Raw genomic sequence first — 26,787 nt, 5'->3', positions numbered from 1 at the left:
CGATAGCCCCCTTTGGTAAAGGGGGCGCCGCGGCAGCGGCAGGGATTTGGAGGAAGACTGCTGGGGCCCGAAGTTTGCGAATGCAAACTTTGGGGATTTTCCAGTCTCGACTGGAAAATCAGTGCCCGCCGCGAATGCGACCCTGGAACCGCGGCGCCGAACGCCCCAGCGGCAGCTTCAGCTTGCCGATGGCCGTGATGCGCTCTTCGGCCAGACGATCGGCCGCGCGGTAGGTCGGGATCGCGTCACGCTCGGCGATCTCGAAGATGCGCGCGAGGTTGTGGTAAATCGTGCGCATCATGCGCATGGCGCGCTCGCGGTTGTAGCCGTCGAGTTCCAGCGCCACGTTCATCACGCCGCCCGCGTTCACCGCGTAGTCCGGCGCGTACAGGATGCCGCGCTTGGCCACTTCGTCGCCGATGGCGTTGTTGGCCAGCTGGTTGTTGGCCGCGCCGCAGATCACCTTCGCCTTCAGGCGCGGCAGGGTGTTCTCGTTGACGGTGCCGCCCAGCGCGCACGGCGAGTACACGTCGGCCGGGACGTCGTAGATCTCGTCCAGGCCCACGGCCTCGGCGCCGTACTCGGACACGGCCTTGTCGACCAGGCCCTTGTTGATGTCGGTGACGAAGATCTTCGCGCCGCGCTCCTTGAGCAGCTTCACGAACTCCATGCCGACATGGCCCAGGCCCTGCACGGCGTAGGAGTACTTGCCGACTTCCTCGTCGCCGAAACGCTTGTTCAGCGTGGCCATCAGGCCCTGCAGCGTGCCGTACGCGGTGAACGGCGACGGATCGCCCGAACCGCCGTGGACCTGGTGCACGCCGGTGACGTACTCGGTCTCGCGGTACACGTATTCCATGTCGTTGACGTCGATGCCGACGTCTTCGGCCGTGATGTAACGGCCGCCCAGCGATTCGACGAACTGGCCGAACGCGCGGAACAGCGCCTCGGACTTGTCGGCGGCCGGATCGCCGATGATCACCGCCTTGCCGCCGCCGATGTTCAGGCCGGCGACCGCGTTCTTGTAGGTCATGCCGCGCGAGAGGCGGAGCACGTCGTTGAGCGCATCCTGCTCGGTCTTGTACGGCCACATGCGCGTACCGCCGAGGGCCGGACCGAGCACGGTGTTATGGATCGCGATGATGGCCTTCAGGCCCGCGTCCTTGTTGTGGCAAAACACGACCTGCTCGTGGCCGAAGGTGTCCAGGGTTTCGAAAATCATCGGGTGCTCCGCGTTGGCGCGAGGAGTTGCGCATCGCGCTTTACGCCAACTGTGATGGGTAAGTCGTTGAATCGAAATGGAATCGCCTCTGCGACTTTGGGTCATGACCCCGCCGCAGGCGCGACAGTCTAATCCAATCGGCGAAGTGGGACAGGCATGCCGACGGACGGCTTGCCGGGCGCCGCCCATTCAGCAGCCGTCGTTCAGAAGTCGCGGTACGGCGCCTGGCGCAGCCACAGCGTGGCCAGCCACTTCTCGCCGCGTTCGACCGGAAGCCCCGCGTGCAGCGAATCCGCATCCGGCGTGCCGTCCGCGTGCAGGTTGTCGAACACCACCGCGCGTCCCGGCCGCGGTTCCACCTTCAACGCGGCGATCGGGAATTCGGTCTGCCCGCCGGCTTCGACGTCGTTGAGGTACACGCAGATCGTGCGCAGGCGATTGCCGGCCTGCGGACGGTCGCGCTCGATCGAACTCGGCGGCCGGTAATCGCGATGCGGGCGGTATTCCTGGCCGGGTTCGTAGCGCAGCACGACGAGATGTTCGGCGTGATCCAGCGGCACGCCGGCCGCGCTCGCCATGCGCAGTTGCACGGCGCGCAGCGCGAGATCCTCGAGGATCGCGTCGAACGCCGCATCGCTGCTGGTGCGGATTTCCTGCTCAATCGGCAATCCGGTTTCCGGATCGACCGTGCGCGAGCGTTGCAGGTGCACTTCGGCGTTTGCGATCAGCAGCCGGCATTCCTCCGCACTGAGCAGGCCGTCCACGGTGGAAACGCGCGGGCGCGTGGCGCGCGATGCCAGCGCGACCGGCTCCAGCACGTCTTCCATCGACAGCACGCCGGGCGCGGAGACGTTCGGTGCGTACTCCGGCACCGCGATGTCGGGCAGCGCCTTGATGCCTCGCGCGCGCAGCTGCACGCGCAGTTCGTGCGCGGCGTCGGGTTGCGGCTTGTCGCCTTCGCCGCGCGCGAGGCGTTCGAGGAACAGCCTGGCCGCGATCACGTCGCCCAGCGACGTCGCGCGTTCCAGCAACTGCAGGCAGCGCAGCTGGTCGGCCGGATGCGCCTTGCGGCCGAAATGCACCGCCGCCGCACGCAGCGCGGGCGGATAGTCGGCGCGCACCGCGCGAAGCACGCGCTCGTTGATGCGTCCATCGCGCGGCAGCGTGCGCCCGCCGAGCGACATCAGGGCAAGGAAATAGGACGCGATCGGGCTGCCCGATGCTTCCGCGCGCAGCAGCCATTCGGCGGCGCGCACCGGTTCGGCATCGCAGCCCACGCCGTACATCAGCATGCGCGCGTATTCGATCTGCGCGTTCGCCAGCCCCGCTTCCGCCGCGCGGCGGTGCAGGGTGAGCGCCTCGTCCAGCTCGTGTCGCGCGACCAGCGCGGAAGCGAGCTGGTACAACGCCTGCGGCGCCCCGTCGTGTGCGCGCCGGCGAAGGTCGAGCAGGGCGGCGTCCTGGTTCATGGCGGCTCGCGAGGTGGGAGGGCGAGTGTAGCCAGAAAGGGAGTTCGACTTTGCCGAACGGGTCGGTTGCTGCGGTGATTCGTATGCACGCGTGACAGCCTTGCCCCCAGCCTTCCCCGGGATGACGAGCTCCTGTAGCCCGGGTAAGCGAAGCGCACCCGGGGAGGCGGCCGGCGGCTCCCGGGTGCGCTGGCGCTTCCCCGGGCTGCAAAGGCCAAAGGCCACGCCGGTCGATCCCGCGCCGCACAACAAGCCCCTAATCCCCCTCGGGCTACAATACGGATTCGATCGTTTCCGTATCTGAGCGCAATGAGCACCCCCGCCAGCAACCTGCCCGAAACCGCCCCCGAGACCAGCCCGCTGCGGTTCGTCACCGCCGCCAGCCTGTTCGACGGGCACGACGCCGCCATCAACATCATGCGGCGCCTGATCCAGGGGCAGGGGGCGGAAGTCATCCACCTGGGCCACAACCGCTCGGTGGAAGACGTCGTCCGCGCCGCGCTGCAGGAGGATGCCGACGGCATCGCGCTGTCGTCCTACCAGGGCGGCCACGTTGAGTACTTCAAGTACATGGTCGACATGCTCAAAGAGCGCGGTGCCGGCCACATCCGCGTCTTCGGCGGCGGCGGCGGCACGATCACGCCGGAAGAAATCCGCGAACTCCAGGCCTACGGCGTCGAGCGCATCTACCACCCCAACGACGGCATGCACATGGGCCTCGTTGCGATGATCGAGGACGTCATCCGCCGCGCCGGCGATGCGCGCAAGTCCGCGCAGCATCCCGACAAGACCGCCGACATCGACGACGAAATCAGCATCGGCCACACCCTCAGCGCCATCGAGGAGGGCATCTTCGACGACGCCCAGCTCGCGCACCTTCGCAAGCAGTGGCAGCTGGCCGGCGGCAAGACGCCCGTCATCGGCATCACCGGCACCGGAGGCGCCGGCAAGTCGTCCGTCACCGACGAACTGCTCAACCGTTTCCTCGCCGCGTTCCCGGAGATGCGCATCGCCGTGATCTCCGTCGACCCCACGCGTCGCCGCACCGGTGGCGCGCTGCTGGGCGACCGCATCCGCATGAACTCGCTGCGCAGCAAGCGCGTCTACATGCGTTCGATGGCCACGCGCCGCCAGCACGCCGCCACCAACACCGTGCTGAAGGACTGCATCGGGTTCCTCAAGGGCCTGGGCTATGACCTGGTCATCGTCGAAACCGCCGGCATCGGCCAGTCGGATTCTGAAATCGTCGATCTCGTCGATTTCCCGATGTACGTCATGACCAGCGACTTCGGCGCGCCGAGCCAGCTGGAGAAGATCGACATGCTCGACTTCGCCGAGCTCGTGGTGCTCAACAAGTTCGACAAGCGCGGCGCCGAAGACGCCCTGCGCGACGTGCGCAAGCAGTGGAAGCGCAACCGCGTCGCCTTCCAGACGAAGGACGAGGACGTGCCGGTCTATCCGACCATCGCCTCGCAGTTCAACGACCCCGGCATCAGCTGGATGTTCGCCAACCTGTGCCGCCTGCTGCGCGACAAGCTCCAGCTGCCGGCCGAGAAGTGGACGCCGGAGATCGACACCTCGCTGAAGGAGCCGCGCGCCACCGTGCTGATTCCGGGCGCCCGCGTGCGGTATCTGGCCGAGATCGCCGAGCAGGGCCGCAGCATCAACGCGAAGATCGAGACGCAGGCGGAAGTCGCCGATCGCGCGCAGAGTTACTGGCAGTCGCTGAACGATCTGGGCGACGAAAGCCTGCCGAAGGCGCTCGACCTGTACGCCGGCGACGCCCTCACCAGCGGCGGCGACAAGACGCTCCTCACCCTGCGCCAGCGCTACAACGACGCCGTGCAGTCGCTCACGTCCGAGGCGCTGAAGCTGCTGCGCGACTGGCCCGCGCGCCTGAAGTCGATCACCGACGAAGTCAACGAATACAAGGTCCGCGACAAGACGATCCGCGTCGAGAACTACCGCGAATCGCTGAGCCATCAGAAGATCCCGAAGATCGCCGCGCCCACCTACAAGAGCTGGGGCGAGCTGCTGACCTTCCTGCAGAAGGAAAACCTGCCGGGCTACTACCCGTACACCGGCGGCGTGTATCCGTACCGCCGCACCGGCGAGGATCCCATCCGCATGTTCGCCGGCGAAGGCACGCCGGAGCGCACCAACCGCCGCTTCCATTACCTGTCCGTCGGCCAGCCGGCCGCGCGCCTGTCCACCGCGTTCGACAGCGTCACGCTCTACGGCGAAGACCCCGCCGTACGCCCGGACATCTTCGGCAAGATCGGCAACTCCGGCGTCAACATCGCCACGCTGGACGACATGAAGAAGCTGTACTCCGGCTTCGACCTGTGCGCGCCGAGCACCTCGGTGTCGATGACCATCAACGGCCCGGCGCCGATCATCCTGGCGATGTTCATGAACACCGCCATCGACCAGCAGGTCGAGAAGTACCTGCGAAGCGATGACGCGCGCTGGAATGAGGCGCACGACAAGATCGAAAAACTGTTCGAAGGCAAGAAACGCCCCGAATACAGCGGCATGCTCCCCGAAGGCAACGACGGCCTCGGCCTGGGCCTGCTCGGCGTGACCGGCGACCAGATCATCGACGCCGAAACCTACGCCAACATCAAGGCGCAGACGCTGGCCACCGTGCGCGGCACCGTGCAGGCCGACATCCTGAAAGAGGACCAGGCGCAGAACACCTGCATCTTCAGCACCGAGTTCGCCCTGCGCATGATGGGCGACATCCAGCAGTACTTCGTGGACAAGAATGTCCGCAATTTCTACTCGGTGTCCATCAGCGGTTATCACATCGCCGAGGCCGGGGCGAACCCGATCAGCCAGCTGGCTTTCACGCTCAGCAACGGCTTCACGATCGTGGAGTACTACCTCGCGCGCGGCATGAAGATCGACGACTTCGCGCCCAACCTGTCGTTCTTCTTCAGTAACGGCATGGACCCGGAATACACCGTCATCGGCCGCGTTGCCCGCCGCATCTGGGCGCGTGCCATGCGCGAGCGCTACGGCGCTTCCGCGCGCAGCCAGATGATGAAGTACCACATCCAGACCAGCGGCCGGTCGCTGCACGCGCAGGAAATCCAGTTCAACGACATCCGCACCACGTTGCAGGCGCTGTACGCGCTGTTCGACAACTGCAACAGCCTGCACACCAACGCGTACGACGAAGCCATCACCACGCCGACCGAAGAAAGCGTGCGTCGCGCCGTCGCCATCCAGATGATCATCAACAAGGAACTGGGGCTCAACTTCAACGAGAACCCCTGGCAGGGCAGCTTCATCGTCGACAAGCTCACCGACATCGTCGAAGAGGCCGTCTACAAGGAATTCGAAGCCATCAGCGAGCGCGGCGGCGTGCTGGGCGCCATGGACACCATGTACCAGCGCGGCAAGATCCAGGAAGAAAGCCTGTACTACGAGCACAAGAAGCACGATGGCACCCTGCCGCTGATCGGCGTGAACACCTTCCTGCCGAAGAACCACGGCGGCGACATCGTCACCGAGATCGAACTGATCCGCTCCACCGAAAGCGAAAAGGGCCAGCAGATCGATAACGTCGCCGGCTACCAGGGCAACCGCAACGGTTACGCGCCCGAGGGCTTGAAGGCGCTACAGGCGACGGCGCGGGAGCGGCGGAATGTGTTTGCCAGTTTGATGGAGGCGGTTAAGACGCATAGCCTTGGGCAGATCAGCCATGCGCTTTATGACGTCGGTGGAGAATACCGGCGGAATATGTAAGTCAGTCTCACGACCTTGGAGGGCCCGCGAACACGCGGGCCTTTCGCTATAAGTGATGTGACAAGTGGTTAGGTGCACGAGTCGAGACGGAAGGTTGCAGGTGATGCGGCCGAGACAGCAAGGACAAGGGAGGCGCTATGTTGATTTGGGAAAAGCTTTTGAATGGATCAAGGCGGAAGGCAATCGCTGGTAAGACCAGGTCCCTCGGGACGGCCGTCGGGCGCGAAGAGTTTGAGCGCGACTACGACCGCATTCTCTTTGCTGCTCCCACGAGGAGGCTCGCTGACAAAACGCAAGTCTTCCCAATGGAGGAGCATGATTCCGTCAGGACGCGCCTGACTCACTCGCATGAAGTCAGCAATCTGGCGAGAAGTATCGGCATGAGATTGGCGTTTGATCACGCCGAAGAAGTGTTCGGTCCTGATCATGAGCGTCTAAAGGTAAAGCGGAACGTGCCGGCGCTACTCGCGGCCGTGGGTTTGGCCCATGATCTGGGAAATCCGCCTTTCGGTCATCAGGGTGAGGCGTCGATGCAGGATTGGTTCCGCGCCTTGGCTGAGCGCGATGGTATGGAAATCGAGGCGGACTTCCTGAAGTTTGACGGAAATGCTCAGACATTCAGACTGCTCACCCGCTTGCAGGTTCTGAATGACGATTTCGGGCTGAATCTGACTGTCGGCACGCTTGCGGCTTTGATCAAGTATCCAGTCGTCTACGGCGAGGATCGAATGGGCTACAAGAAGTGGGGCGTGTTCAGTAGCGAAAAAGCAATAGCGGATGAAGTCTGGACCCACACAGGGCTGTTGCCGGGAGTGCGCCATCCGCTGACAGTTGTTATGGAGGCATGCGATGACATTGCTTACTCAGTGATTGACGCTGAGGACACAGTGAAGAAGGCCTGCGCCTCATTCTACGACCTCATGGATTTCATCGAGAGTGAGGCGGACGATCCTGTATCAAAGGACATTATCAGTCGTGCGAGAGCAGAGAACCTCTCCTTCAAGCAGGCCTCATTGAGTTCTCGCGAACTCAACGATGTCTCAATGCAGGTTTTCAGGGCGATCGCTATATCTAGGATGGTGCAGGCTGCGACGGAGGCCTTCGTCGCTAACCTGGGGAGGATCATGTCGGGCGAGCCGGATCCTGGGTTCGAGTTGATCAAAGCCTCAGACGTAGGCCAGTTCTGCAAGGTTGTTAAGACGTTCGATCGTCGCTATGGATTTCAGCATCGCGAAGTGCTGCGTCTGGAGCTCCAGGGGCACAACTACATCCAGTCGACGATGGATATGCTATGGGACTCGTTGGATGATGGCGATAAAGGAACGTGTCCGTTTGGACGCTACGTCTACGGCTCCGTGTCGGAGAACTATCGGCGTGTTTACGAGTCATCAGCGAAGTCGGATTTCGACAAGCGGCAGCTGATCTGTGACACGGTTTCTGGCATGACGGAAAGTTATCTTCTAAAGAGGCATAGGGAACTTAAGAGCTTAGCCAATGCAAGTTGAAACCGTGAAATCGGCTGGGTCGCTGGAAATCTTGCGCGCGCGAGTTCGGCGTCTATTTAGCAGTGCAAAGCTGGCGCGCGATCCAAAGCAGCAGGAGTTGCCTCTTCAGTTAGAGATGGGAAGGTCTGATGTTCCAATTCCCCAGTCAACCCTTACGGGATTCATCGACTTTCTCGCGGCGTCCCTTCCCGTTGGAGAGATCTATCTCTTCGGCGGGATGCTGCGTGACTTGGCGCTGTTTGGGAGAAAGGGATTCAACTCGGACGTTGACATTGTCGTTGAAGGTGACTGGAAGTACTTTGCCGCTTACCTCGAGCACCTTGGTGCACGCAAGAACAAGTTCGGGGGATACCGGCTCTATGCAGGTGAGTGGCCAATAGATATCTGGAATGCTGAGGAAACTTGGGCAATCAGACAGGGGCTGGTTGCTTACTCGGGAGTCGAATCGTTAACAAAGACAACGGTCCTGAACTGGGACGCAATCCTTATGGATTGGAGGACGAAGCGCTTCATATGCGGGCCGACGTACTTAGAAGAGCTACGTGATCGATCACTCGACATCGTTCTCGAGCAGAATCCAAACCCACTTGGGATGGCTGTTCGGGTTTTTAGACATCTTTCGTCTAAAGATGCAAAGAGTGTGGGGCGCACTGCGGTTGCCTATCTTGAACGATGCACAACCCTGTACTCCCTTGAAGAACTCCAGAAGGCGGAGCTCGGTAGCTACGGAAATACCGTGATAGAGCCCGTTGTCTATCGTCTTTTTGCTTTGTCAGGAATGCGTCAAGAAGCAACGGTGGATCAGCGCTTTGCGGCGGCAACTTCGGAGCTGGCCCATCGTGGGGATGGGGCTTCGTGGAAACAGCTGGATCTCGCATTGCAAAGGCAGCTACGTGCGTCTTAGTTGGGTGGTGCAGGGTGTGACGGAGGTCTGCTCGGCGTTTCTCTTTAGGGTGTGAGGATGAAGTTCAAGAGCCGAAACCTGCGAGAGCTGGCCGAGATGGTCATCGGCGACGCCGAGCATTTTGAGTACAGGTCTAACCAAGCTTTGATGATGCTGGGGCACGAGGTGTTCGATCCCGAGACAAGCAGGCGCGTGCTTGTCGATCATGCTTTCATCGTGGCGGGAGGGGTGATTACTAAGCAGGCGAGAAACTGGTTGGGCGGAAAGCTTGATGCGTCCAAAAGGAGCCAAGTGATGTTTATGGATCGTGATGACATCCTCAATCTATTCATTGTCTGCAATCTTCCGTTACCTGAGTCGGTTCGCCAATCTGTGTTAAGGCGCGAAGACGATGACATCCCTTTCTGAGCGAATCAGCGCGTAGGATGGGTTGAGCAAAGCGAAACCCATCGACAGCAGACGTGCCCACTGCCAGACGCGGGGCTTGAACAAACCGCCCCTGTTCGCCTCCACCTGATCGCCGCCCCGCGCCCCCGACTTCTTCTGATACCGCAGCACCCCACAAACGCACTACTTGAGACACATCTGCGCGATCCTGCGGGTGACCTACGGACGGTCCGTAGGCATGACAAGGAGGCAGGTATGACCAAGAAGGACATCCACGTGGTTCCGCACGCGGGCGGCTGGGCGGTCCAGCGGGAAGGCGGCGAGCGCGCCAGCTCGCTCCACTCGACCAAGGAAGCGGCGATGCACGAGGCCCGCGACATGGGCCGCCGCGACAAGGTGGAAGTCGTGGAGCACGGCAGGGACGGGAAGATCCAGGGCAGCAACAGCTACGGGAACGACCCAAACCCGCCGAAGGACGCCAAGCCGTAACCCGGTGTTCCGCGCCACTACGGTTCGAATCAAAGGCCCGCTTCGGCGGGCCTTTTCTTTGCGCGCATCTCAACCCGACTTTTTCACCCCCGACTCGGAATTTCCGTACCCCTCCACGCGTTCTTCGCTGACGGCGACGGAAGGAGTCGGGCGATGACGATTCAATCGCCCGATCCGGGCGAACTTTTGGAATCCACCATGTCGCAGAACCTCATTTCCCTCACGCTTTCCGATGAACAACTGGCCGCCGTGGACCAGGCGCTGTCCTCGCTGGAAGCCGCGCTCACCGGCCTGATCGCGCTGGACCCCGACGCGCGCAAAGGCCTCAGCCGCATGGGGCCGAAGTCGGAGCAGTTCTGTCGGCAGACGCTCAGCGTGCTGACCGACAACCCGCAGGTGGTGCCGGCCAGCATCGGGCTGGCCGAGGCGCTGGTCGATCTGCAAACGCTCGACCGCCTGCGTCCGCGCCTGAACCGCCTGCGCAAGCTGGCCGAGCGTGCGGATGACTCTGAGGTCGCGCTGGGCAGCGATGTGATGTCGCTGGCACTGGAAGGCTACGCACTGCTCAAGGTGGCCGGCCGCAATCAGGGACTGGAAGCGCTGCGGCGCGAACTGTCCGGGCGTTTCAGCAAGATGACGTATACGTAGGGAACTTTCGTATCGGAGCGGGTAATGATCCTGCGTGCGCCGCGGCCGACCATTCGCGATCGGAATCGAAGCGCGATGCTACGCAACGGAACCTCCAGGCACTGGCGGGACGCAGTCAGCTGACGGGGAAGGAAGCGTGCCTGAAGACGCACCTTGAGTATCAGAAGGCGTGGTACGAGTATCTCGACCGGCTGCCGACGTCCAGTTTTCCACCCCTCCAGCCGCCACCGCTTCCCACCTGCAACCCGCGATCCAGCGGTCCTCGTGGACCGCACTTCGAGATGGATGCGGTTCCAGACATCCCCGCGCCGGCGCTTGAGTAGCCACTCGGCGTTTGTAGCCCGGGTAAGCGAAGCGCACCCGGGTCAACGTCGCCGCCGCCTTATCGCTCGGCGCATCCCGGGTGCGGGCTTCGCCCTTACCCGGGCAAAAAGGGCGGTGACTTTCAGCCAGTTTGTAGCCCGGGTAGGCGAAGCGCACCCGGGTTGGCCTTCCCGCAAGCATCGACGTTGAGTGCACCCGGCTGCGGGCTTCGCCCTTACCCGGGCTACAACCGCGGCGGCCGTGACTATCGACATTCCCGCCCACCCGGCGCGCGCCTCTAGAGTGGCCCCGTTTGGATCAGGAAGACGCCAGGCGAGGGGCAGGGCGTTGGACGGTCCGCCCGCCCTGCATGGAGACGTCCCGATGACCACCCGCCGTGACCTGCTCAAGTTCAGCGCGCTCGCCGCCGCTGCCGCGACGCTGCCGTCGTTCGCGTTCGCCGACGAGAAGGCAAAGCCCGTCGGCCGGGCGAAGAAGCCGCTCAACATCCTCATCCTCGGCGGCACCGGGTTCACCGGACCGTTCCAGGTGAACTACGCACTGGCGCGCGGGCACAAGGTCACGCTGTTCAATCGCGGCAAGAAGCCGTCGCCGGAATGGCCGGGCGAGGTGGAGCAGTTGTTCGGCGATCGCAACACGGGCGATCTGAAATCGCTGCAGGGCCGCAAGTGGGACGTGTGCCTCGACAACCCGACCAGCCTGCCGTTCTGGGTGCGCGACGCCGGCAAGGTACTGGCCGGTAACGTGGGGCATTACCTCTTCATCTCGACCATTTCGGTGTATGCCGACGGCAGCAGACCGGGCATCGACGAGAACGCGCCGCTGGCCGTCTACAAGGGCAAGGATGCGATGGCCGAAACGCAGGAATCGCTGCGCGCCGACATCGAAAACCTCTACGGCCCGCTGAAGGCGCTGAGCGAGGCCGAGGCGCGCAAGCAGTTCGGCGAGCGCGTGACCATCGTGCGTCCGGGTTACATCGTGGGCCCGCGCGATGAGACCGATCGCTTCACGTATTGGCCGCACCGCGTCGCGCAGGGCGGCGAAATGCTGGTGCCTGGCGACGGTCTCGACCCCGTGCAGATCATCGACGGCCGCGACCTGGGCGAATGGATGATCCGGTTGGCGGAAGCGGGCACGATCGGCACCTTCAATGCCGTCGGCCCGGAAACGCCGATGACGATGGACGAGATGCTGCGCGTCTGCCAGAAGGCCACCGGCGGCAAGCCGACGTATACGCATGTCACGCCCGAGTTCCTCGAAGCACAGAAGGTGGCCGAACTGCCGATCTGGGTGTCACGCAAGAACGGCGAATTCGCGGGGTATGGCGCGGTCAGCAATGCGCGGGCCATCAAGGCGGGGCTCACCTGTCGCCCGCTGGAAACCACCGTGACGGAGCTGATGGCCTGGTTCCGCAGCCAGCCCGCCGAACGGCAGGCCCAACTGCGCGCGGGCATCACGCGCGAGAAGGAAGCCGAACTGCTGAAGGCGTGGCATGCACAGCAGGGTGCGTAGGCGGGTGACGCGGAAGGGGCGACCCGGGTGCGGGCTTTGCCCTTACCCGGGCTACAAAAGCCCGGCTTGATCGCGGTCGTGCCGACGGCGGCGTTGTGGCTCTGCGCGGGGCGGGTCCAGCCGATCCTGCATGAGTGGCCCCTTCATGCCCGATCGTGCATAGTCCTCGCGCCGCGCGTGGCGCAAGCTCGCGGCAGGCCGGAAGACGATGCGGCCCGCCCATCACCACTGGCTCAAGGAGAACCGAGATGGTCAGCAAGAACACGGTGTGTCTGTGGTACGACGGCACCGCGCTGGACGCTGCGACGTTCTACGCGAACACCTTTCCCGACACCGCAGTCACCGCGGTGCATCACGCGCCGGGCGACTATCCGGACGGCAAGCAGGGTGATGTGCTCACCGTGGAGTTCACGGTCATGGGCATTCCCTGCATCGGCCTGAATGGCGGGCCGGCGTTCAAGCATGACGAGGCGTTCTCGTTCCAGGTCGCGACCGACGACCAGGAGGAAACGGATCGCCTGTGGAACGCCATCGTCGGCAACGGCGGCCAGGAAAGCGCCTGCGGCTGGTGCAAGGACAAGTGGGGCCTGTCCTGGCAGATCACGCCGCGCGCCCTCATCGCCGCGTTCACCAATCCCGACCGCGCGGCAGCCAAGCGCGCGTTCGACGCGATGATGACGATGACGAAGATCGACGTTGCGACGATTGAACGCGCGGTGAGGGGCTGACTCGCCGGTCGCCTGCGTTCGCCGCCTTCTGTCGTCCATCTTCACCGGAGTCCCGCCACACGCAGGCCCTCACGTTGCCTGCGCCGCGAGTCCAATAGCATTCGCTCGTTGGCTCGTGCCCGGATGCGGGCATGGAGGTGATGCATGGCATCGGTCAGGTACATCGCCGACGAGATCGACCGCTGCGTCGACTTCTATCGGGATCTGCTCGGCTTTTCGGTCGAAAAGCACAACCCGGGCAAATTCGCCGAACTGGTGCGTGAGGATCTGCATCTGTTCCTCAATGCGCCGGGAGCCGGCAGCGCAGGGAAAGCCGGTGGAGATCCACGGCCTGGCGGATGGAGCCGGTTCATGGTCGTGACCGGGGACCTGGACGGCATGATCGACCGGCTCCGCAAAGCGGGCGCGCGCTTCCGTGGCGAGGTGGCGGAGGCCGGGGCCGGGCGTCAGATCCTGCTCGAAGACCCCTCCGGAAACGCCGTGGAGTTGTTCGAGTACGCAGGTCGCTGAACCGCTGCAGCCCGCGACGCCGAGGCCGACGGCCGGTACGCTTGCGCACCCGGTTTCTGCCACGCGCACCCATGTCCATCGTCCTCACCGAATTCGCCCGCCCACGCCTGTTCCCGCGCGAGCCGCGCCGCAACACCATCCAGGACTGCACGCCGGAGGCGTTCGAGCGGCATCTCAATGAGGTACCGCCGCTGGAGGTGCTCGAAGGCTACGCGCCGTTCTGCAAGCTGCACGTGCATCGCAACTGGACGTCGACGAAATGCCTGGCGGTGCCGATCACCGAGCAGAACCGCCACCTGCTGCGCTCCGATTACGACGCGCGCACGCGCGACGAACTGCCGGTGCTGGTGCGCTGGTTCGAAGGGCTGGAACCGCCGGTGGCGAACTACCTCATCGTCATCCTCTACAGCCGCGAGCAGCTGGCGAAGGAAGGCACGCGCATCGACGCGGACTGGGGCGTGGTGGGCTGCATGTACACGGCCGAGCCGGTGGAAACGCCGATGGCGCCGATCACCATCATGCGCAACGCGCTGGGCGTGGAAGAGGGCGGTTCCGGCGTGCCGCTGGATCGCGAGGCGTATCTGCGCAGCGTGGAGTTCTGGCGGACGCATGCGAACTGGCGGGGGTAATCCGCCAGCGCTCTTGTAGCCCGGGTAAGCGAAGCGCGCCCGGGACGGTCGGCGGCGCGTCATCCCGGGTGCGGCCTGCGGCCTTACCCGGGCTACAAGGGCTACAAGGGCTACAAGGGCTACAAGGGCTACAAGGGCTACAAGGGCTACAAGGGCTACAAGGGCGCAAGGCACCGTTGCGACGCGCGTCACGCTGCACGACATCCACGTCCGCGTTTTACGCATCGCTTACCGCATCTTCACCGATGAAACATCGCCGCCTGCTTCGAATGCCTGCGTTCACCACGAACGCAGGAGATCGAGCATGAGCAAGACGTTCAGCGGCATCGCGATGGCGCTCGCGCTGTTCGCATCGGGCACGGCGCTGGCCGCCATCACGCACGTGAGCGGCACCGGGATCAGCTACGACCCCGGCATCGCGCTGGAAGCCGCGCGCGCCGACGCGGTGGCGCAATGCACCGCGCAGGGCGGCGAGCCGATCGAGGAGGTCTACAACCACCTCACCCGCGCGAACCAGTGGATCGCCAGTTCGATCTGGTCGTGCGAGGTGCCCGACGCGCGGTGATGCGCGGGTCATGGGCGACAAGTCGCCCGATGCGATGGCCGAAACGCCCGCCGTGATGGCGGGCGTTCCGTCATGCGGACCGCAGATGCCGCGCGGGAGACAGCGGACGGTGCGAGCCCCGGTGAAGTCCACGGCGTGATCGGCGCAACGTGATCGCATCCGGGCCCTCGCATGCGGGGCGATGCTAGAGTCGCGCTTCCTGCAACGCACGAGCCCGCATCATGAACGACACCGCCCCGTATCCCATCGGCACGCCCGGAACGCCCTGGGGCGCGGCGGAACGGGCGCAGTGGCTTTCGCGGCAGGTGCGCCATCGCAGTTATGCGGACGAAGTGGTGGGCGCGATCGAAGCGCTGCGCTCGCGGTTCGACGTGGTCGAATACGGACGCCTCGAATATGGCGATGAGCGCTTCCCGTTGCTGGCGATCCGCAGCCGCGACTGGAACGACGACCTGCCCGTCGCGCTGGTCACCGGCGGCGTGCACGGGTACGAGACCAGCGGCGTGCACGGCGCGCTGCAATTCGTGCGCGAGCATGCGGCCGATTTCGCCGGGCGCGTGAACCTGCTGGTCGCGCCGTGCGTCAGCCCGTGGGCGTACGAGCGCATCCATCGCTGGAATCCCGATGCGATCGATCCGAACCGCTCCTTCCGCGAGAACAGCCCCGCGCAGGAATCCGCCGCGCTCATGCGCCTGGTCGAGCCGGTGCGCGATCGCGTGCTGCTGCACATCGACCTGCACGAGACCACCGACACGGACGAAACCGAATTCCGTCCCGCGCTTGCCGCACGCGACGGCAAGCCGTTCGAAGCCGACGGCGTGCCGGATGGGTTCTACCTCGTCGGCGACAGCGAGCATCCGCAGCCGACGTTCCAGCAGGCGGTGATCGAAGCCGTCGCGAAGGTCACGCACATCGCGCCGGCGGACGCACAGGGCCGCATCATCGGCTCGCCGGTGGTCGCGCATGGCGTCATCGAATATCCGCTGCGCAAGCTCGGCCTGTGCGCGGGTATCACCGACGCGCGCTACAAGACCACGACCGAGGTGTATCCCGACAGCCCGCGCGCGACGCCCGAACAGTGCAACGCCGCGCAGGCCGCCGCCGTGTGCGCCGCGCTGGAGTACGCGCTGGCGCACGGCTGAGCCTGGAAACCGCTGCATCCCGCGACCGAACGCTTCCTTCGAGACGCCGCCATGCCCAACGAGCACCGCCGCAGGTTCCTCGCCGAGACCGCCATCGCACTGGCCGCCGCGCCGTTCATCAGCACGGCCGCCACGCGCGAGAAGTCCCGGCAATCGCGAAAGCTCGGCGTGGCGGTCTGCGGGCTGGGGCGGTTGAGCGAGCATCAGATCGCGCCCGCGCTGATGAAGACGAAGCACTGCCGGCTCGCGGGCATCGTCACCGGAACGCCGGCGAAAGCCGCGGCGTGGCAGGCGAAGTACGGCATTCCCGATGGCGGTGTGTACTCGTACGACACCCTGCATCGCATGGCCGACAACCCGGACATCGACATCGTCTACGTCGTGACGCCGAACGCGCTGCACGCCGATCACACGATCGCCGCCGCGCGCGCCGGCAAACACGTGTTCTGCGAGAAGCCGCTGGAGATTTCGGTCGAACGCTGCCAGGCGATGATCGATGCCTGCCGCGATGCGCGCCGGCTGCTCGGCACCGCGTACCGATGCCAGTACGACCCGCATCACCTGGAATGCATCCGCCTGGTGCGCGAGGAAGTGTTCGGCAAGCCGACCATCGTGCAGGCGGGATTCGCGATCGACGTGGGCGATCCGGGGCAATGGCGGCTCAAGCGCGCGCTCGCAGGCGGCGGCGCGCTCATGGACGTGGGCATCTATGCGCTGCAGGCCACGCGCTATCTGACCGGCGAGGAGCCGGTGCTGGTGTCGGCGATCGAGACGAAGACCGATCCGGTGAAGTTCGCCGAGGTGGACGAAACCATCGCGTGGACGACGAGATTCCCCAGCGGCGTGGTCGCGTACTGCAGCACCAGCTACAAGGCCGGGCGCATCCAGAACCTGCGCGTGAACGCCGAACGCGGGTGGTTCGAACTGGACCCGGCGTTCTTCTACGACGGCAATCATGGCCGGCGCAGCGATGGCAAGGAGATCCGGTTTCCCGAGATCGACCTGTTCGCTGCGGAAATGGACGACTTCGCGCGGTGCATCCTGGAGAACCGGCCGACGAAGGTGCCGGGCGAGGAGGGGCTGCGCGATGTGCGGATCATGCAGGCGATTTATGAGTCGGCAAGGACGGGTAGGGCTGTTTCGTTGGCCTAGTGGGGGAATTGAAGGTTCCTCCCCCGCGAATGCATGGGAGGGCAGAGGGGCTCACGCCAGAGAGAGAGCGAGCTAAAACCACCAGCGAGCTCGAGCTCCACTTCCACCGCTTCCGGTTATCGTGTCCCGCACCCCAGCCAAGAGACGTCCGCATGCTCCGCCAGCGCCTGGCCGCCGTCGCCATCGTCCTTTCCGCACTCACCGCGCCGGCGATCGCCGCCGAGCCCATCGTCGGCGCGTACTACCCCGGCGGTTCCTTCGAACGCTATCCCGTGTCGAACATCCCCGCCGACACCGTCACGCACCTGTTCTACGCCTTCGCGCGCATCGAGGACGGCCGCTGCGTCGTGGCGAACGACGCGCCGGCGCACTTCAAGGCCTTGGCGCGACTGAAGCAGCAGCACCCGGAACTGCGCACGCTGATCTCGATAGGAGGCTGGGAAGCCGGCGGTTTCTCCGATGCCGCGCTGACCGACGAAAGCCGCAAGCGCCTGGTGTCCTCGTGCGTGGCGATGTTCTTCGACACGCATCGCGGCAGTTTCGACGGCGTGGACATCGATTGGGAATTCCCGGTGTACGGCGGTCCGAAGCACCTCCCGGCGCGGCCCGAGGATCGCGCGAACATGACGCTGCTGGCGAAGGAATTCCGCCGCCAGCTCGACGCGAAGGCGAAGGCGCGCGGGCAGGCGTACCTGCTCACCGCGGCGTTGCCGGCGGGCCGCATGCAGTCGGCGGGGCCGTACGATCCGGCGCGCAGTTTCGATCTGGCCGCGCTGGGCGAAACGCTCGATTTCATCAATCTGATGACCTACGACATGGGCACCGCGTTCTCCACCGTGTCCACGTTCAACGCGCCGCTGCGCGAGGTCGCCGACGATCCGCTGGCGCCGGAGCTGCGCCGCACCAACAACGTCGAAGGCGCGGTGGATTTCTACCTGGAACACGGCGTGCCCGCCGACAAGCTCGTGCTGGGCGTGCCGTTCTACGGTCGCGGCTTCCGCGTGGACAGTGCCGCCAACGACGGCCTGTACCAGCGCTACCGCGAACCGTATGCCGCCGGCGACTGGCGCGACATCCAGTCGAAACTGCTGAAGGACGGCAAGTGGACGCAGCACTGGCATCCCGTCGCGCAGACGCCGTACCTGTTCAACGCCGACGAGCGCGTGTTCGTGAGCTACGAGGATCCCAGGTCCATCGCGCTGCGCGCGCAGCTGGCGAAGGAGCGCGGCCTGCGGGGCGTCTTCATGTGGGAACTCACCGGCGACGACGACCAGCGCAGCCTGCTGAAGGCGATGGCGGCGCCGTTCGCGCCGGGCGCCACGCGGTGAATCGCATGTGAAGCCGTGCGCCCCCGCGCGGGCGCACAATGGCCGCCTCCCGCGCGAGGCGGCCACCCATGTCAGGACCGACCGACGATACGGCGACGTTGCAGGCACTGCTCGATCGCCTGTTGAAGTTCCGGCTGCCGCGCGCGATGGCGCTGAAGGAGCGCGTCGATGCCGGCGAGCGCATGACCGATGCCGACATCGCCTTCATGAAGGAATCGCTGGAGGACGCGCAGGATGGGCAGCATTTCGTCGCGCGCAATCCCGAGTTCCACAAGCTCGGCGCGCAGCTGGCGCAGCTCTACGAGGAGATCGTGGAGAAGGCCACCCAGAACGAGAAGGACGCCGCCGGCGAGTGACCGGCGCTACTCGGCAGGCGCGCGCGGAAGCGAGGCGAGCGTCTGCGTGGCGATCGCGTCGAGGTTCACGTGGCCGGTGTCCTTCGCCTTCATCGAGCCGCGATAGAGCGCGCGCCACAGCACGCGGATGTCCGACGGCTGGATCACCTCGACCTGCAACCCGCCTTCGACGGTATCGACCGTGTGTACCTTGAACGTGGGCACGCCGCCCGCGCCCTGGCTGACGATCTGCGAACAGCCGCCGGGCCCGCATTCGACCGCGCTCTCGCGCAGGCTGCCGCCCTGCGTGGCGCGCTCGGTGACGCTGGTCTGCTGCACGTCGCGCACGCCGACGCGATAGGCGACGGCGAGGTCGGCCTTGCGCACGTCCTCGATGCGGCGATAGCCCTTGGCCTGCAGCGCCTTGTCGAGCGAGGCCTGAAGTCGCGTGCGGAAGGCGGGATCCTGTGCGCGCTGGTCGAGTTCCGCTTCCAGCCGTGCCGGCATCGGCACCCAGGCGTAGGTCGGGCCGGGCAGGGAGGTGGCGCCTTTCGACACGTCCACCTGCGCGACCGGCTGCTTGCGCGACTGGGCGACGGCGGCGGGCATGAGCGTGGCGAGCAGCGTGCCGACAACGAGCGCGAAGGCGGGCGTTCTCATGGTGCGTCCTTGGCCGGAGGGTGGCGCCACTGTGGTTGCGGGCGCATTAGGGTGGTGTGAGGTTGCGGGCTCGCTGCCGCGCTTGCAGCGAGGATGGAGGGGACGTGCGCGGCGCCGTATCGCCAATGGAAGCATCGGCACATCACTGCACTGCTCGCCCCGACGACCCTCACCCCAACCCCTCTCGGCTCTGCACGCCCTTCGGTCGCCGGTGCGAGAGGGCTGGATCGACAACACCCCCGCGGCCGATGCGTTACGTTCCCCGCATCCGTGAAGGAGGTTCCATGCGCAATCTGGATTTCAGTTCCTGGCAGGCCGTGCTCTCGACGCTGATCGGGCTGGCGGTGATCACGCTGATCGGGGTGGGCATCCGGCTGATCGTGATGCAGACCGTGCAGGCGCGACGCGAGCGCGAGAACCGGCAGATCAACGAACGCCTGCGCACGCTCATCGCGGCGTACAAGACGCTCGGCGGCTCGTTCACCGGCAACCTCGCCGTCGATCCCACCCACCTGCGCGACCTGCAACGCCGCGACGGCGAAGCCGCGGGTATCGAACCGGGCAGCGCGGAGTTGGCGTGGCCGAGTTCCGACCGCTCGCGCCGCATCCGCGACGCGGTGGAGGGCGCGCTGTCGGACATCCTGCTGCTCGGCACGGACGAACAGGTGAGGCTGGCCGCACGTGCGGCGTCGGAGCTCGCCGCGGGGCGGCCCGTGCATACGGCGGAACTCGTGGTGTCGCTGCGCGATTTCATCCGCGGCGTGCTCGACCTGGAGCCGGTGCCGCGCAACCTCGAGATTCCGAGGCAGGGGCCGAGCCGGCCTTCGTCCGGTTCCAAGGGGAAGGGCGAGGGCGGGCGCGAGGAAGGGAAGCAGGGCGGCCGTGGTGGCGGAATGGGCGGCGGCGGAATGGGAGGCGGGCTTGCCGCGGGCGGCGTCGGGATGGGATTGGGCGCGGGGTTGAGCGACGAGGCGGGGCAGGAGGGGCGTTAGCCGGACGCTGTTTACCTCTACCGTCGTCCCGGCGAAGGTCGGGATCCAGGCTGTCACGCCATCAGTCCCTTTTCGTCATTCCAGCGAAAGCCGGAACCCATTCTGCTCTTGAGGTTGGTGGTCGCCGAGAGATCAAGCAACAGCACAGCGTTGTGCGACAACTGCTATTCGCCGCTTCCGCTTCGTTATCCCTCACCCCAACCCCTCTCCCGTCGGGAGAGGGGTTCAACGCTCGCGACCTTCCCGCGAGCCGTGGCAACAGGCGTTACTTCGCCTGCTTCTCCATCCCCGCCACCGCATCCAGCGTTTCCTTCACGTGCTTCTGCGGATTGAGGTCGGAGTACACGTGGGCGATGGTGCCGTCCGGGGCGATCACGTACGAGGTGCGGTCCGACCACTCGGGCTTCTTGGCGAGGATCGCGTCGTACTGCTTCGCGATCTTCGCGCCGCTGTCGGCCGCGACCGGGAACTTGCCGCCGCAGTGTTCGGTGGACTTGGAGAACGCGGCCAGCTGGTCGGTGTTGCCGGCGGTCACGCCGATGACGGTGGCTTTTCCGGCCTTGAACCTGTCGATGGCCTCGGAGAACAGGTGCGCCTCCAGGTTGCAGCCCGGAGTGAACGCGGCGGGGAAGAAATAGACCACGACCGGACCCTTCTTCAGCGCATCGGACAGTTTGAAGGTGAACGGCTCGCCGGCCAGGTACGCCGGGGCACTGAAATCGGGCGCCTTCGCGCCGGTCTTCAGCGCCGCCAGCGCCGGCGTGGCCAGCGCGGCGGTCACCAGGACGCCGGCGATCGATCGCTTCAGGAATGCACGCTTGAACATCGCAGGCTTCGACAGGGATTCCATGACGCGCTCCACTTCGGACGGGTGCGCATACGATAAGGATTTCCGGCCCCGCGCACGAGGATCGACCGCCACGGCGCGACGCGCGGTTGACGCGCCATCCCCGACAGTCGCTCCATGGCGAAGGCGAACCCGCTGGTGCGGATGGCGTGGCTGCTGCCCGTGGTGGTCGCGCTCGGCCTGGCATGGGCGGTGTGGACCGGGCGGCTCCGCATTCCCGAAGCGTGGAATCCCTGGGCGCCGCTGCGCATCGACGCGCCGCCGAACCTGTTCACGCGGTTCAAGCTCGACCGCGCGTCGAACGATCGCGCCGCGTGCCAGGCCGCGCTGGCGCAGGCGGACATGCGGCTCACGCCACTGGACGACCGCGTCACCGGTGAGCATTGCGGCTTCACCAACGCGGTGCGCATCGAGCGGACCAGCGTCGCGGTCGGTTCGCCGTTCTCGCTGAGCTGCCGCGCGGCGCTGTCGCTGGCGATGTGGGAACGCCACGTGCTGCAGCAGGCCGCACGCGAACACCTCGGCGCGCGCGTGGTGCGGATCGAACACCTGGGTTCCTACGCCTGCCGCAATCTCTACGGCGAACAGGGACGCCGTCGCAGCCAGCACGCGACGGCAGACGCATTCGACGTGGCGGGCTTCGTGCTCGATGACGGGCGGCGCGTGCGGGTGCTGGCGGATTGGCAGTCGCTTCGGACTGAGGAGCCGGTGCCCATGCAAGCTGCGTCGCAGGAAGCTGCGCCGCAGGAAGCGCGCTTCCTCCGCGCCGTGCACGATGGCGCATGCGACTACTTCGACGTGGTGCTCGGACCGGATTACAACCGCGCGCACGCGGATCACTTCCACTTCGATCGTGGGGCGGCGCGGGTGTGCCGGTGACCCGGCCCGGTCCATGACGTCGATCCATCACGTCTCGCCGCTCACGCCAGAACGACAACCCCGCGACTACCGTCTTCGCAACGAAGTTCCACGGAGTCCGGCCATGTTCAAGTGGGCCATCATCTTCGCCGTCATCGGCCTGATCGCCGGCGCGCTCGGCTTCACCGGTGCGGCGGGTGCGGCGATGGGCATCGCCAAGCTGCTGTTCTGGGTGGGCCTGATCATCGCGATCGTGCTTTTCATTCTGGGCGTGACCATCGCCAAGAAGGTGACGTAAGTCGCCACCGCCGCCGATGCGTGGGGCGTCGGCGGCGGTTTTTTTCTTCGGAGTCCGGGGGCGCGACGCGCCTCGACCGCATCCATCGACACCGCCCGTCGCGCCATGGCATCGGGTCGTCGCGACGCGTGAACGCCGACGGCGGCGCACCGGCTATCCTCGCCGGCACGTGCCACCACCGCCGCGGAGGTTCCCATGGCCGACACGCCCCGTCGCAAGGCCAGCGACTTCGATCCGGAAGTGCTGAAACTGTTCGACCAGTACGTGCACGGCATCATCGACCGGCGCGGCTTCCTCACCGGCGCTGCGCGTTTCGCGGTCGGTGCGGCCGGCGCATCGGGCCTGCTGGCAGCGCTCGCGCCCAACTTCGCCGCAGCGCAGCAGATCAAGCCGGACGACAAGCGGCTGAGCGCGAAATACCTCGACTTCCCCTCGCCGCAGGGCTACGGCACCGGGCGCGGTTACCTGGTGCGTCCGGCGAAAAAGAGCGGCCCGCTGCCGGTCGTGCTGGTGGTTCACGAGAACCGCGGCCTCAACCCGCACATCGAGGACGTGACGCGACGCCTCGCGCTGGAGGGCTACATCGCCTTCGCGCCGGACGCGCTGTTCCCGCTGGGCGGGTATCCGGGCGACGAGGACAAGGCGCGCGCCGAATTCGGCAAGCTCGACCAGGCCAAGACCCGGCAGGATTTCCTCGCCGCCGCGAAGATGCTGCGCACGATCGAAGGCGGCAACGGACGGCTGGGCGTGGTCGGGTTCTGCTACGGCGGGGGCATGTCGAACTTCCTCGCCACGCAGCTGCCGGACCTCGACGCCGCCGCGCCGTTCTATGGTCCGCCGCCGGAGCTGGCCGAGGTGCCGAACATCAAGGCACGCATGCTGGTTGTGCTGGCCGCCAACGACGAACGCGTCAATGCGGGCTGGCCTTCGTACGAAACCGCGCTGAAACAGGCCGGCGTGAAGTACGAACTGTTCCAGCCGCCCGGCACGCAGCACGGCTTCAACAACGACACCACGCCGCGTTACGACGAAGCCGCCGCGCGCGAAGCGTGGAAGAAGACGCTGGCGCTGTTCGACCAGACGCTGCGCAAGCCGTCGGCGTGAAGCGAACGCCCGTGCGCCGCCAGCGATGGCGGCGCACGGTGCGCCGTCAGGGCGTCGCGGTCGCGATGGTCGGTGCCGCCGCTGCGACCGGTGCGTCCTCGAACCACGACGCGTACGCCGGCGCGACCAACGCCTTGAGCTCGCCGCCCGGCACTTCGATCTCGTCGCCGTTGTCGGTGCGGAAGCGCAGGCCGGCGATGCGGCCGGCGGAGTTGAAACGCGGCACGAACACGCGCTGCATCGCGCGTTCGTTCGCCGGCGCGCTGAGCGAAGCGGATTCCTCGCGATGCGACTGGCGGATCTGCTCGTGCAGGCGCGACCACGCGGCGGGATTGGGGATCATTTCCTCCGGCGTGAGCAGGCGGTTCTCCGCCGGCAGCCAGAGGAATACCGTACGGCCCGGGCGACTGGCCGTGCCACCGGTGTAGAGCTCCTCGTCGGCGGTCACCGCGAACATGCGCGGCGCATCGGCGACCGTGCTGAAGCGCAGCGTCAGCTCGAACGGCACCGCCGGGCGCGGCGTTTTCTCCAGCGCGGCGGCGAGCGCGGCGCGACGTTCCTGCGCATGCGCGACGAGGATCCTGGCGAGCGCCGGGAAACGCTCCAGCCCCGGCGGATAGCTGATGCCGACCATGGCGCGCGCGTCGCGTTGGAACACGTCCTGCGGCGGGCTGAACGTCTCGACTGGAGCGGGTTTGGCTTCGGCCTGGACGGACGCGGCCGGGCGCTCGCACGAGGCCAGCGTGAAGACGGCGACGCAGGCGAGCGTGGCGATGGACAGGCGCGACGCGGCGCGCGGAAGAAGGTTCGACACGGCGGCGAATGGAGCGGCGGAGGCGCGGAACGTTAGCAACGCGATCCCGCGCGATCTCTCGGAATCCTCCGAAAAAACCGGCGGCTTTTGCGCATCCCCGTTAAGGAAACGGCGGGCGGGCCTTCGCGCGGCGTTTCCCCGCGTTCTGGCAGGGTGGGGCTCCCGCGAGCCGATTGGAGGTGGACCCATGCATGATCGATCCGCGCGAAGTGCCCTGGGCACGCTGTGCAACGTCGCGCTGGCCTTCGCGGCCGGTGCTCTGGCGATGTACCTGATGGATCCCAATACCGGCCGTCGCCGTCGCGCCATGATGCGCGACCGCGGCGTTTCGATGCGCCACGATGCCGAGCGCTACGTGCGCGGCAAATCCAAACGTGCCGCCGACCGCCTGCGCGGCGTCGCCGCGCGCACGCGTGCGAGCCTGGCGTCCGAGCCGGTCGACGACGATCTGCTGCACGAGCGCATCCGTTCGCGCCTGGGCCGGCTGGTCGAGCGCCCGCACGACGTGGAGGTGCGCGTGCACGGCGGCCACGTGCAGCTGAAAGGCCACGTGTCGGAGGACGAATTCCACGAGCTGCTGCATACCGTCTCGTCGATGCGCGGCGTGCAGAACCTGGAAAGCCTGCTGCGCACGCATCCGGCGCACTCCATGCAGACCTCCGCGCCGCACTGAGCGCGCCACGACACAGGGACGACACGATGGAAACCCAGGAACTCCACCGCGGCCGGCTGATCGACCACGTCCAGTTGGTCGTGCGCGACCTGCCGGCGAGCCGCCGCTTCTACGACGCCGTGTTCGACGTGTTGCAGGTGCCGCTCGGCGGCACGCTCGACGATGGCGCGTTCTGGTACGACGAGCTGTTCGTGTCGAACGCCGAAAGCGAAGCCGCGTTGGGCCAGCTGACCGGGCGGCATCACCTGGCCTTCCAGGCGAAGGATCGCGCGATGGTCGATGCCTTCCACAAGGCGGCGCTGGCCAGCGGCGGCATCGACAACGGCGCGCCGGGCGAGCGGGCTTACCACCCGGGCTACTACGCGGCGTTCGTGCTCGATCCCGACGGGAACAACATCGAGGCGGTGTATCACGGCGAGCACACGCGCAGCGCGGCGTCGGTGAAAGTGACGTTCTGAGGGTCGTGCTGGGAACGACGGAAGTGGGCTGATGACGTGACAGCCTGGATCCCGACCTTCGCCGGGACGACGGTTTCAAGCCCCTCTCCCCACGGAGAGGGGTTCGGGTGAGGAGCAACGAAGCGGAGGCGGCGAACCGCGATTGCGGCACAGCGCCGCGCAATCGTGCGCAACTGATTGATCGCAGCAGCGCCTACTTCACCCGCGCCGCCAACACCTTCCCGATGAACGTATCCAGCGCATCGCCACGATCGATCCACCGCACCACGATCAGCAGATCGTTGTCGTGATCGATGTACACGATGTTCTGCCCGTTGCCGCGGAAGGTCACGCTGCTTTCCGGTGCCGACGGCAGCGACTTGCGGCCGGTGTTGAGGAACCAGTTGCAGTAGCCGTATTCGGGGTTGTCCGCGCCGGGCGTGCGCGCCTTGGCGATCCATTCGCGCGAGACGATCTGCGTCCCATCCCATTGCCCGTCGCGCAGGAAGAGGTAGCCGAAGCGCGCCAGGTCCCAGGCATCGATGAACATGCCGCCGCCCCAGTGGCCGCCGCCGGACACCGACTGCATCTTCTGCCCGTCCAGTTCGACCCACGAATTGCGGTAGCCATGCCAGCGCCAGCGCGTGCTCGCGCCGATGGGTTCCATCACGTGTTCGCGCAGCACGTCCGGCAGCGGGCGACGCCACACCTGCAACGCGGCCAGCGCGAGCACGTTCACGCGCACGTCGTTGTACATGTAGTGGGTGCCGGGCGCGTGGCGTTCGCGGTTGGGCCATTGTTCCGGCGGACCGGACGGACGATCGCCCCAGTCCGGCTTGCCCCACAGCGTGCCCTGCCAGTCGCTGGTCTGGCGCAGCAGGTGCTCCCAGGTGATCGGCGCGTTGTGCGCGGAGGCGAACAGATCCACGTCGCGCGGCATGTACTCGGCGGCACGATCGTGGGTGTCGCGGATCAGCCCGCGCTGCCACGCCACGCCGACCACCGTGCTGAGGAAGGTCTTGGTGACGCTGTGGCTCATGTCGACGCTGCGGGTATCGCCGAACTCGGCGACCACCTTGCCGCGATGGATGATGATTCCGTTGAGCCCGGCGCGAACGGCCGTCGGGCCGATCTGGCCTTCGAAGAACGGCTCCTTCGCGCCGAAGCTCCGCGCCAGCGAGATCGACTGGTCGCGCGGCTCCTTCGCTTCGTGGGCGAGGGCGTAGTCGACCGCCTCCTGCAACCGCTTCGGATCGAACCCGCCCTGAGTCGGCGCCACGCGCGCCCACGCTCCGCGCGGCGGGAAATAGCCGCCCTGGGCCCAGGCGGTGCTGGCGAGCAGCAGCCAGAGCAGGACCAAGGCGCGGGCGTGGAGGGCGGCGGGTCGGGTCATCGGGCGCGTCGCAGGGCGGGCGGAAGGGATCGCCGCAGCATACCGGCCCGTGCCGCGCGCCATTGCGCACGGTTTGTCGATTCCGCGCGTGGCCGCTCGTCGATCCCAT

The 26,787-nt window shown here is 66.0% G+C and carries 27 protein-coding genes; 21 read left to right on the top strand and 6 right to left on the bottom strand.

Annotated elements, in window-relative coordinates; all coding sequences use genetic code 11:
* Positions 1–118: 118 nt before the first annotated feature.
* Together I4U41_RS09750 and I4U41_RS09745 are read right to left on the bottom strand one after the other, a co-directional pair.
* On the bottom strand, positions 119–1,222 hold the full coding sequence (locus I4U41_RS09750) for a Glu/Leu/Phe/Val dehydrogenase (protein WP_206860945.1): 1,104 nt from the start codon (positions 1,220–1,222) through the stop codon (positions 119–121).
* A gap of 203 nt (positions 1,223–1,425) precedes the next feature.
* A complete protein-coding gene (locus I4U41_RS09745) occupies positions 1,426–2,691 on the bottom strand; it encodes a 2OG-Fe(II) oxygenase (protein ID WP_206860944.1) in 1,266 nt (421 codons plus the stop codon).
* 309 nt (positions 2,692–3,000) lie between these two features.
* Between I4U41_RS09745 and I4U41_RS09740 the strand changes: the two genes are divergently transcribed.
* From I4U41_RS09740 to I4U41_RS09670, 15 genes are all read left to right on the top strand, one after another.
* Positions 3,001–6,444, top strand: a complete 3,444-nt coding sequence (locus tag I4U41_RS09740) for a methylmalonyl-CoA mutase family protein (RefSeq protein ID WP_206860943.1) — start codon at positions 3,001–3,003, stop codon at positions 6,442–6,444.
* Between the two features lie 137 nt (positions 6,445–6,581).
* Entirely contained in the window at positions 6,582–7,949 is a 1,368-nt protein-coding gene (locus I4U41_RS09735; RefSeq protein ID WP_206860942.1) for a deoxyguanosinetriphosphate triphosphohydrolase family protein, read from the top strand.
* Positions 7,939–8,853 (top strand): nucleotidyltransferase domain-containing protein, encoded by a 915-nt coding sequence (locus I4U41_RS09730; RefSeq protein WP_206860941.1) that lies wholly within the window; start codon positions 7,939–7,941, stop codon positions 8,851–8,853. The genes I4U41_RS09735 and I4U41_RS09730 overlap by 11 nt, the downstream gene beginning before the upstream one ends.
* A 57-nt stretch (positions 8,854–8,910) precedes the next feature.
* Positions 8,911–9,261, top strand: coding sequence for a hypothetical protein (locus I4U41_RS09725; protein ID WP_206860940.1), 351 nt, complete (start codon positions 8,911–8,913; stop codon positions 9,259–9,261).
* A 234-nt stretch (positions 9,262–9,495) separates the two neighbouring features.
* A complete protein-coding gene (locus I4U41_RS09720; protein WP_206860939.1) occupies positions 9,496–9,729 on the top strand; it encodes a DUF2188 domain-containing protein in 234 nt (77 codons plus the stop codon).
* 198 nt (positions 9,730–9,927) lie between these two features.
* Positions 9,928–10,377, top strand: a complete 450-nt coding sequence (locus I4U41_RS09715) for a hypothetical protein (protein WP_206860938.1) — start codon at positions 9,928–9,930, stop codon at positions 10,375–10,377.
* A 687-nt stretch (positions 10,378–11,064) separates the two neighbouring features.
* A complete protein-coding gene (locus I4U41_RS09710) occupies positions 11,065–12,213 on the top strand; it encodes an SDR family oxidoreductase (RefSeq protein ID WP_206860937.1) in 1,149 nt (382 codons plus the stop codon).
* A gap of 248 nt (positions 12,214–12,461) precedes the next feature.
* Entirely contained in the window at positions 12,462–12,941 is a 480-nt protein-coding gene (locus I4U41_RS09705) for a VOC family protein (protein ID WP_206860936.1), read from the top strand.
* Positions 12,942–13,085: 144 nt separating this feature from the next.
* Positions 13,086–13,451, top strand: coding sequence for a VOC family protein (locus tag I4U41_RS09700; protein WP_206860935.1), 366 nt, complete (start codon positions 13,086–13,088; stop codon positions 13,449–13,451).
* 71 nt (positions 13,452–13,522) lie between these two features.
* Positions 13,523–14,080, top strand: a complete 558-nt coding sequence (locus tag I4U41_RS09695) for a DUF3228 family protein (protein WP_206860934.1) — start codon at positions 13,523–13,525, stop codon at positions 14,078–14,080.
* A gap of 304 nt (positions 14,081–14,384) precedes the next feature.
* Positions 14,385–14,645 carry a hypothetical protein gene (locus I4U41_RS09690; RefSeq protein ID WP_206860933.1) on the top strand — a complete coding sequence of 87 codons (261 nt, stop codon included), beginning with the start codon at positions 14,385–14,387 and terminating at the stop codon, positions 14,643–14,645.
* A 221-nt stretch (positions 14,646–14,866) separates the two neighbouring features.
* The gene (locus tag I4U41_RS09685) at positions 14,867–15,787 is read left to right on the top strand and encodes a M14 family metallopeptidase (protein ID WP_206860932.1); all 921 of its coding nucleotides are present in this window, start codon (positions 14,867–14,869) and stop codon (positions 15,785–15,787) included.
* A gap of 51 nt (positions 15,788–15,838) precedes the next feature.
* Positions 15,839–16,939, top strand: coding sequence for a Gfo/Idh/MocA family protein (locus tag I4U41_RS09680; RefSeq protein ID WP_206860931.1), 1,101 nt, complete (start codon positions 15,839–15,841; stop codon positions 16,937–16,939).
* A 152-nt stretch (positions 16,940–17,091) separates the two neighbouring features.
* Positions 17,092–18,267 carry a glycoside hydrolase family 18 protein gene (locus I4U41_RS09675; protein WP_206860930.1) on the top strand — a complete coding sequence of 392 codons (1,176 nt, stop codon included), beginning with the start codon at positions 17,092–17,094 and terminating at the stop codon, positions 18,265–18,267.
* A 68-nt stretch (positions 18,268–18,335) separates the two neighbouring features.
* Positions 18,336–18,623 (top strand): hypothetical protein, encoded by a 288-nt coding sequence (locus I4U41_RS09670; protein ID WP_206860929.1) that lies wholly within the window; start codon positions 18,336–18,338, stop codon positions 18,621–18,623.
* A 6-nt stretch (positions 18,624–18,629) separates the two neighbouring features.
* On the opposite strand, the gene I4U41_RS09665 is transcribed toward I4U41_RS09670, so the two are convergent.
* Positions 18,630–19,262: a DUF4136 domain-containing protein gene (locus tag I4U41_RS09665; RefSeq protein WP_206860928.1), complete on the bottom strand. Its 633-nt coding sequence runs from the start codon at positions 19,260–19,262 to the stop codon at positions 18,630–18,632.
* 284 nt (positions 19,263–19,546) lie between these two features.
* Here I4U41_RS09665 and I4U41_RS09660 point away from each other — a divergent pair, with 284 nt between their 5' ends.
* Positions 19,547–20,254 (top strand): hypothetical protein, encoded by a 708-nt coding sequence (locus I4U41_RS09660; protein WP_206860927.1) that lies wholly within the window; start codon positions 19,547–19,549, stop codon positions 20,252–20,254.
* Positions 20,255–20,519: 265 nt separating this feature from the next.
* Here I4U41_RS09660 and I4U41_RS09655 read toward each other — a convergent pair whose 3' ends face one another.
* On the bottom strand, positions 20,520–21,080 hold the full coding sequence (locus I4U41_RS09655; RefSeq protein ID WP_242525186.1) for a peroxiredoxin: 561 nt from the start codon (positions 21,078–21,080) through the stop codon (positions 20,520–20,522).
* A gap of 138 nt (positions 21,081–21,218) precedes the next feature.
* Here I4U41_RS09655 and I4U41_RS09650 point away from each other — a divergent pair, with 138 nt between their 5' ends.
* The 3 genes from I4U41_RS09650 (at position 21,219) to I4U41_RS09640 (ending at position 23,361) form a co-directional block, all read left to right on the top strand.
* Positions 21,219–21,980, top strand: coding sequence for an extensin-like domain-containing protein (locus I4U41_RS09650; RefSeq protein ID WP_206860925.1), 762 nt, complete (start codon positions 21,219–21,221; stop codon positions 21,978–21,980).
* Positions 21,981–22,083: 103 nt separating this feature from the next.
* Positions 22,084–22,257, top strand: a complete 174-nt coding sequence (locus I4U41_RS09645) for a DUF1328 family protein (RefSeq protein ID WP_206860924.1) — start codon at positions 22,084–22,086, stop codon at positions 22,255–22,257.
* Positions 22,258–22,452: 195 nt separating this feature from the next.
* A complete protein-coding gene (locus I4U41_RS09640; RefSeq protein WP_206860923.1) occupies positions 22,453–23,361 on the top strand; it encodes a dienelactone hydrolase family protein in 909 nt (302 codons plus the stop codon).
* 46 nt (positions 23,362–23,407) lie between these two features.
* Here the strand turns inward: I4U41_RS09640 and I4U41_RS09635 are convergent, their stop codons facing one another.
* Positions 23,408–24,175, bottom strand: coding sequence for a hypothetical protein (locus I4U41_RS09635; protein WP_206860922.1), 768 nt, complete (start codon positions 24,173–24,175; stop codon positions 23,408–23,410).
* Between the two features lie 187 nt (positions 24,176–24,362).
* On the opposite strand from I4U41_RS09635, the gene I4U41_RS09630 reads away from it, so the two are divergent.
* A complete protein-coding gene (locus I4U41_RS09630) occupies positions 24,363–24,848 on the top strand; it encodes a BON domain-containing protein (RefSeq protein WP_206860921.1) in 486 nt (161 codons plus the stop codon).
* A 26-nt stretch (positions 24,849–24,874) separates the two neighbouring features.
* Positions 24,875–25,306 carry a VOC family protein gene (locus I4U41_RS09625; RefSeq protein WP_206860920.1) on the top strand — a complete coding sequence of 144 codons (432 nt, stop codon included), beginning with the start codon at positions 24,875–24,877 and terminating at the stop codon, positions 25,304–25,306.
* Positions 25,307–25,499: 193 nt separating this feature from the next.
* On the opposite strand, the gene I4U41_RS09620 is transcribed toward I4U41_RS09625, so the two are convergent.
* Complete coding sequence (locus I4U41_RS09620; RefSeq protein WP_206860919.1) at positions 25,500–26,678, bottom strand: serine hydrolase domain-containing protein; 1,179 nt, start codon at positions 26,676–26,678, stop codon at positions 25,500–25,502.
* Positions 26,679–26,787: the final 109 nt, after the last annotated feature.

Origin of the sequence: Lysobacter changpingensis (assembly GCF_017308985.1) — a bacterium.
GTDB lineage: Bacteria > Pseudomonadota > Gammaproteobacteria > Xanthomonadales > Xanthomonadaceae > Lysobacter_J > Lysobacter_J changpingensis.
The sequence above is the reverse complement of the archived record's forward strand: the minus strand, read 5'-3'. Positions and strand labels throughout refer to the sequence as shown.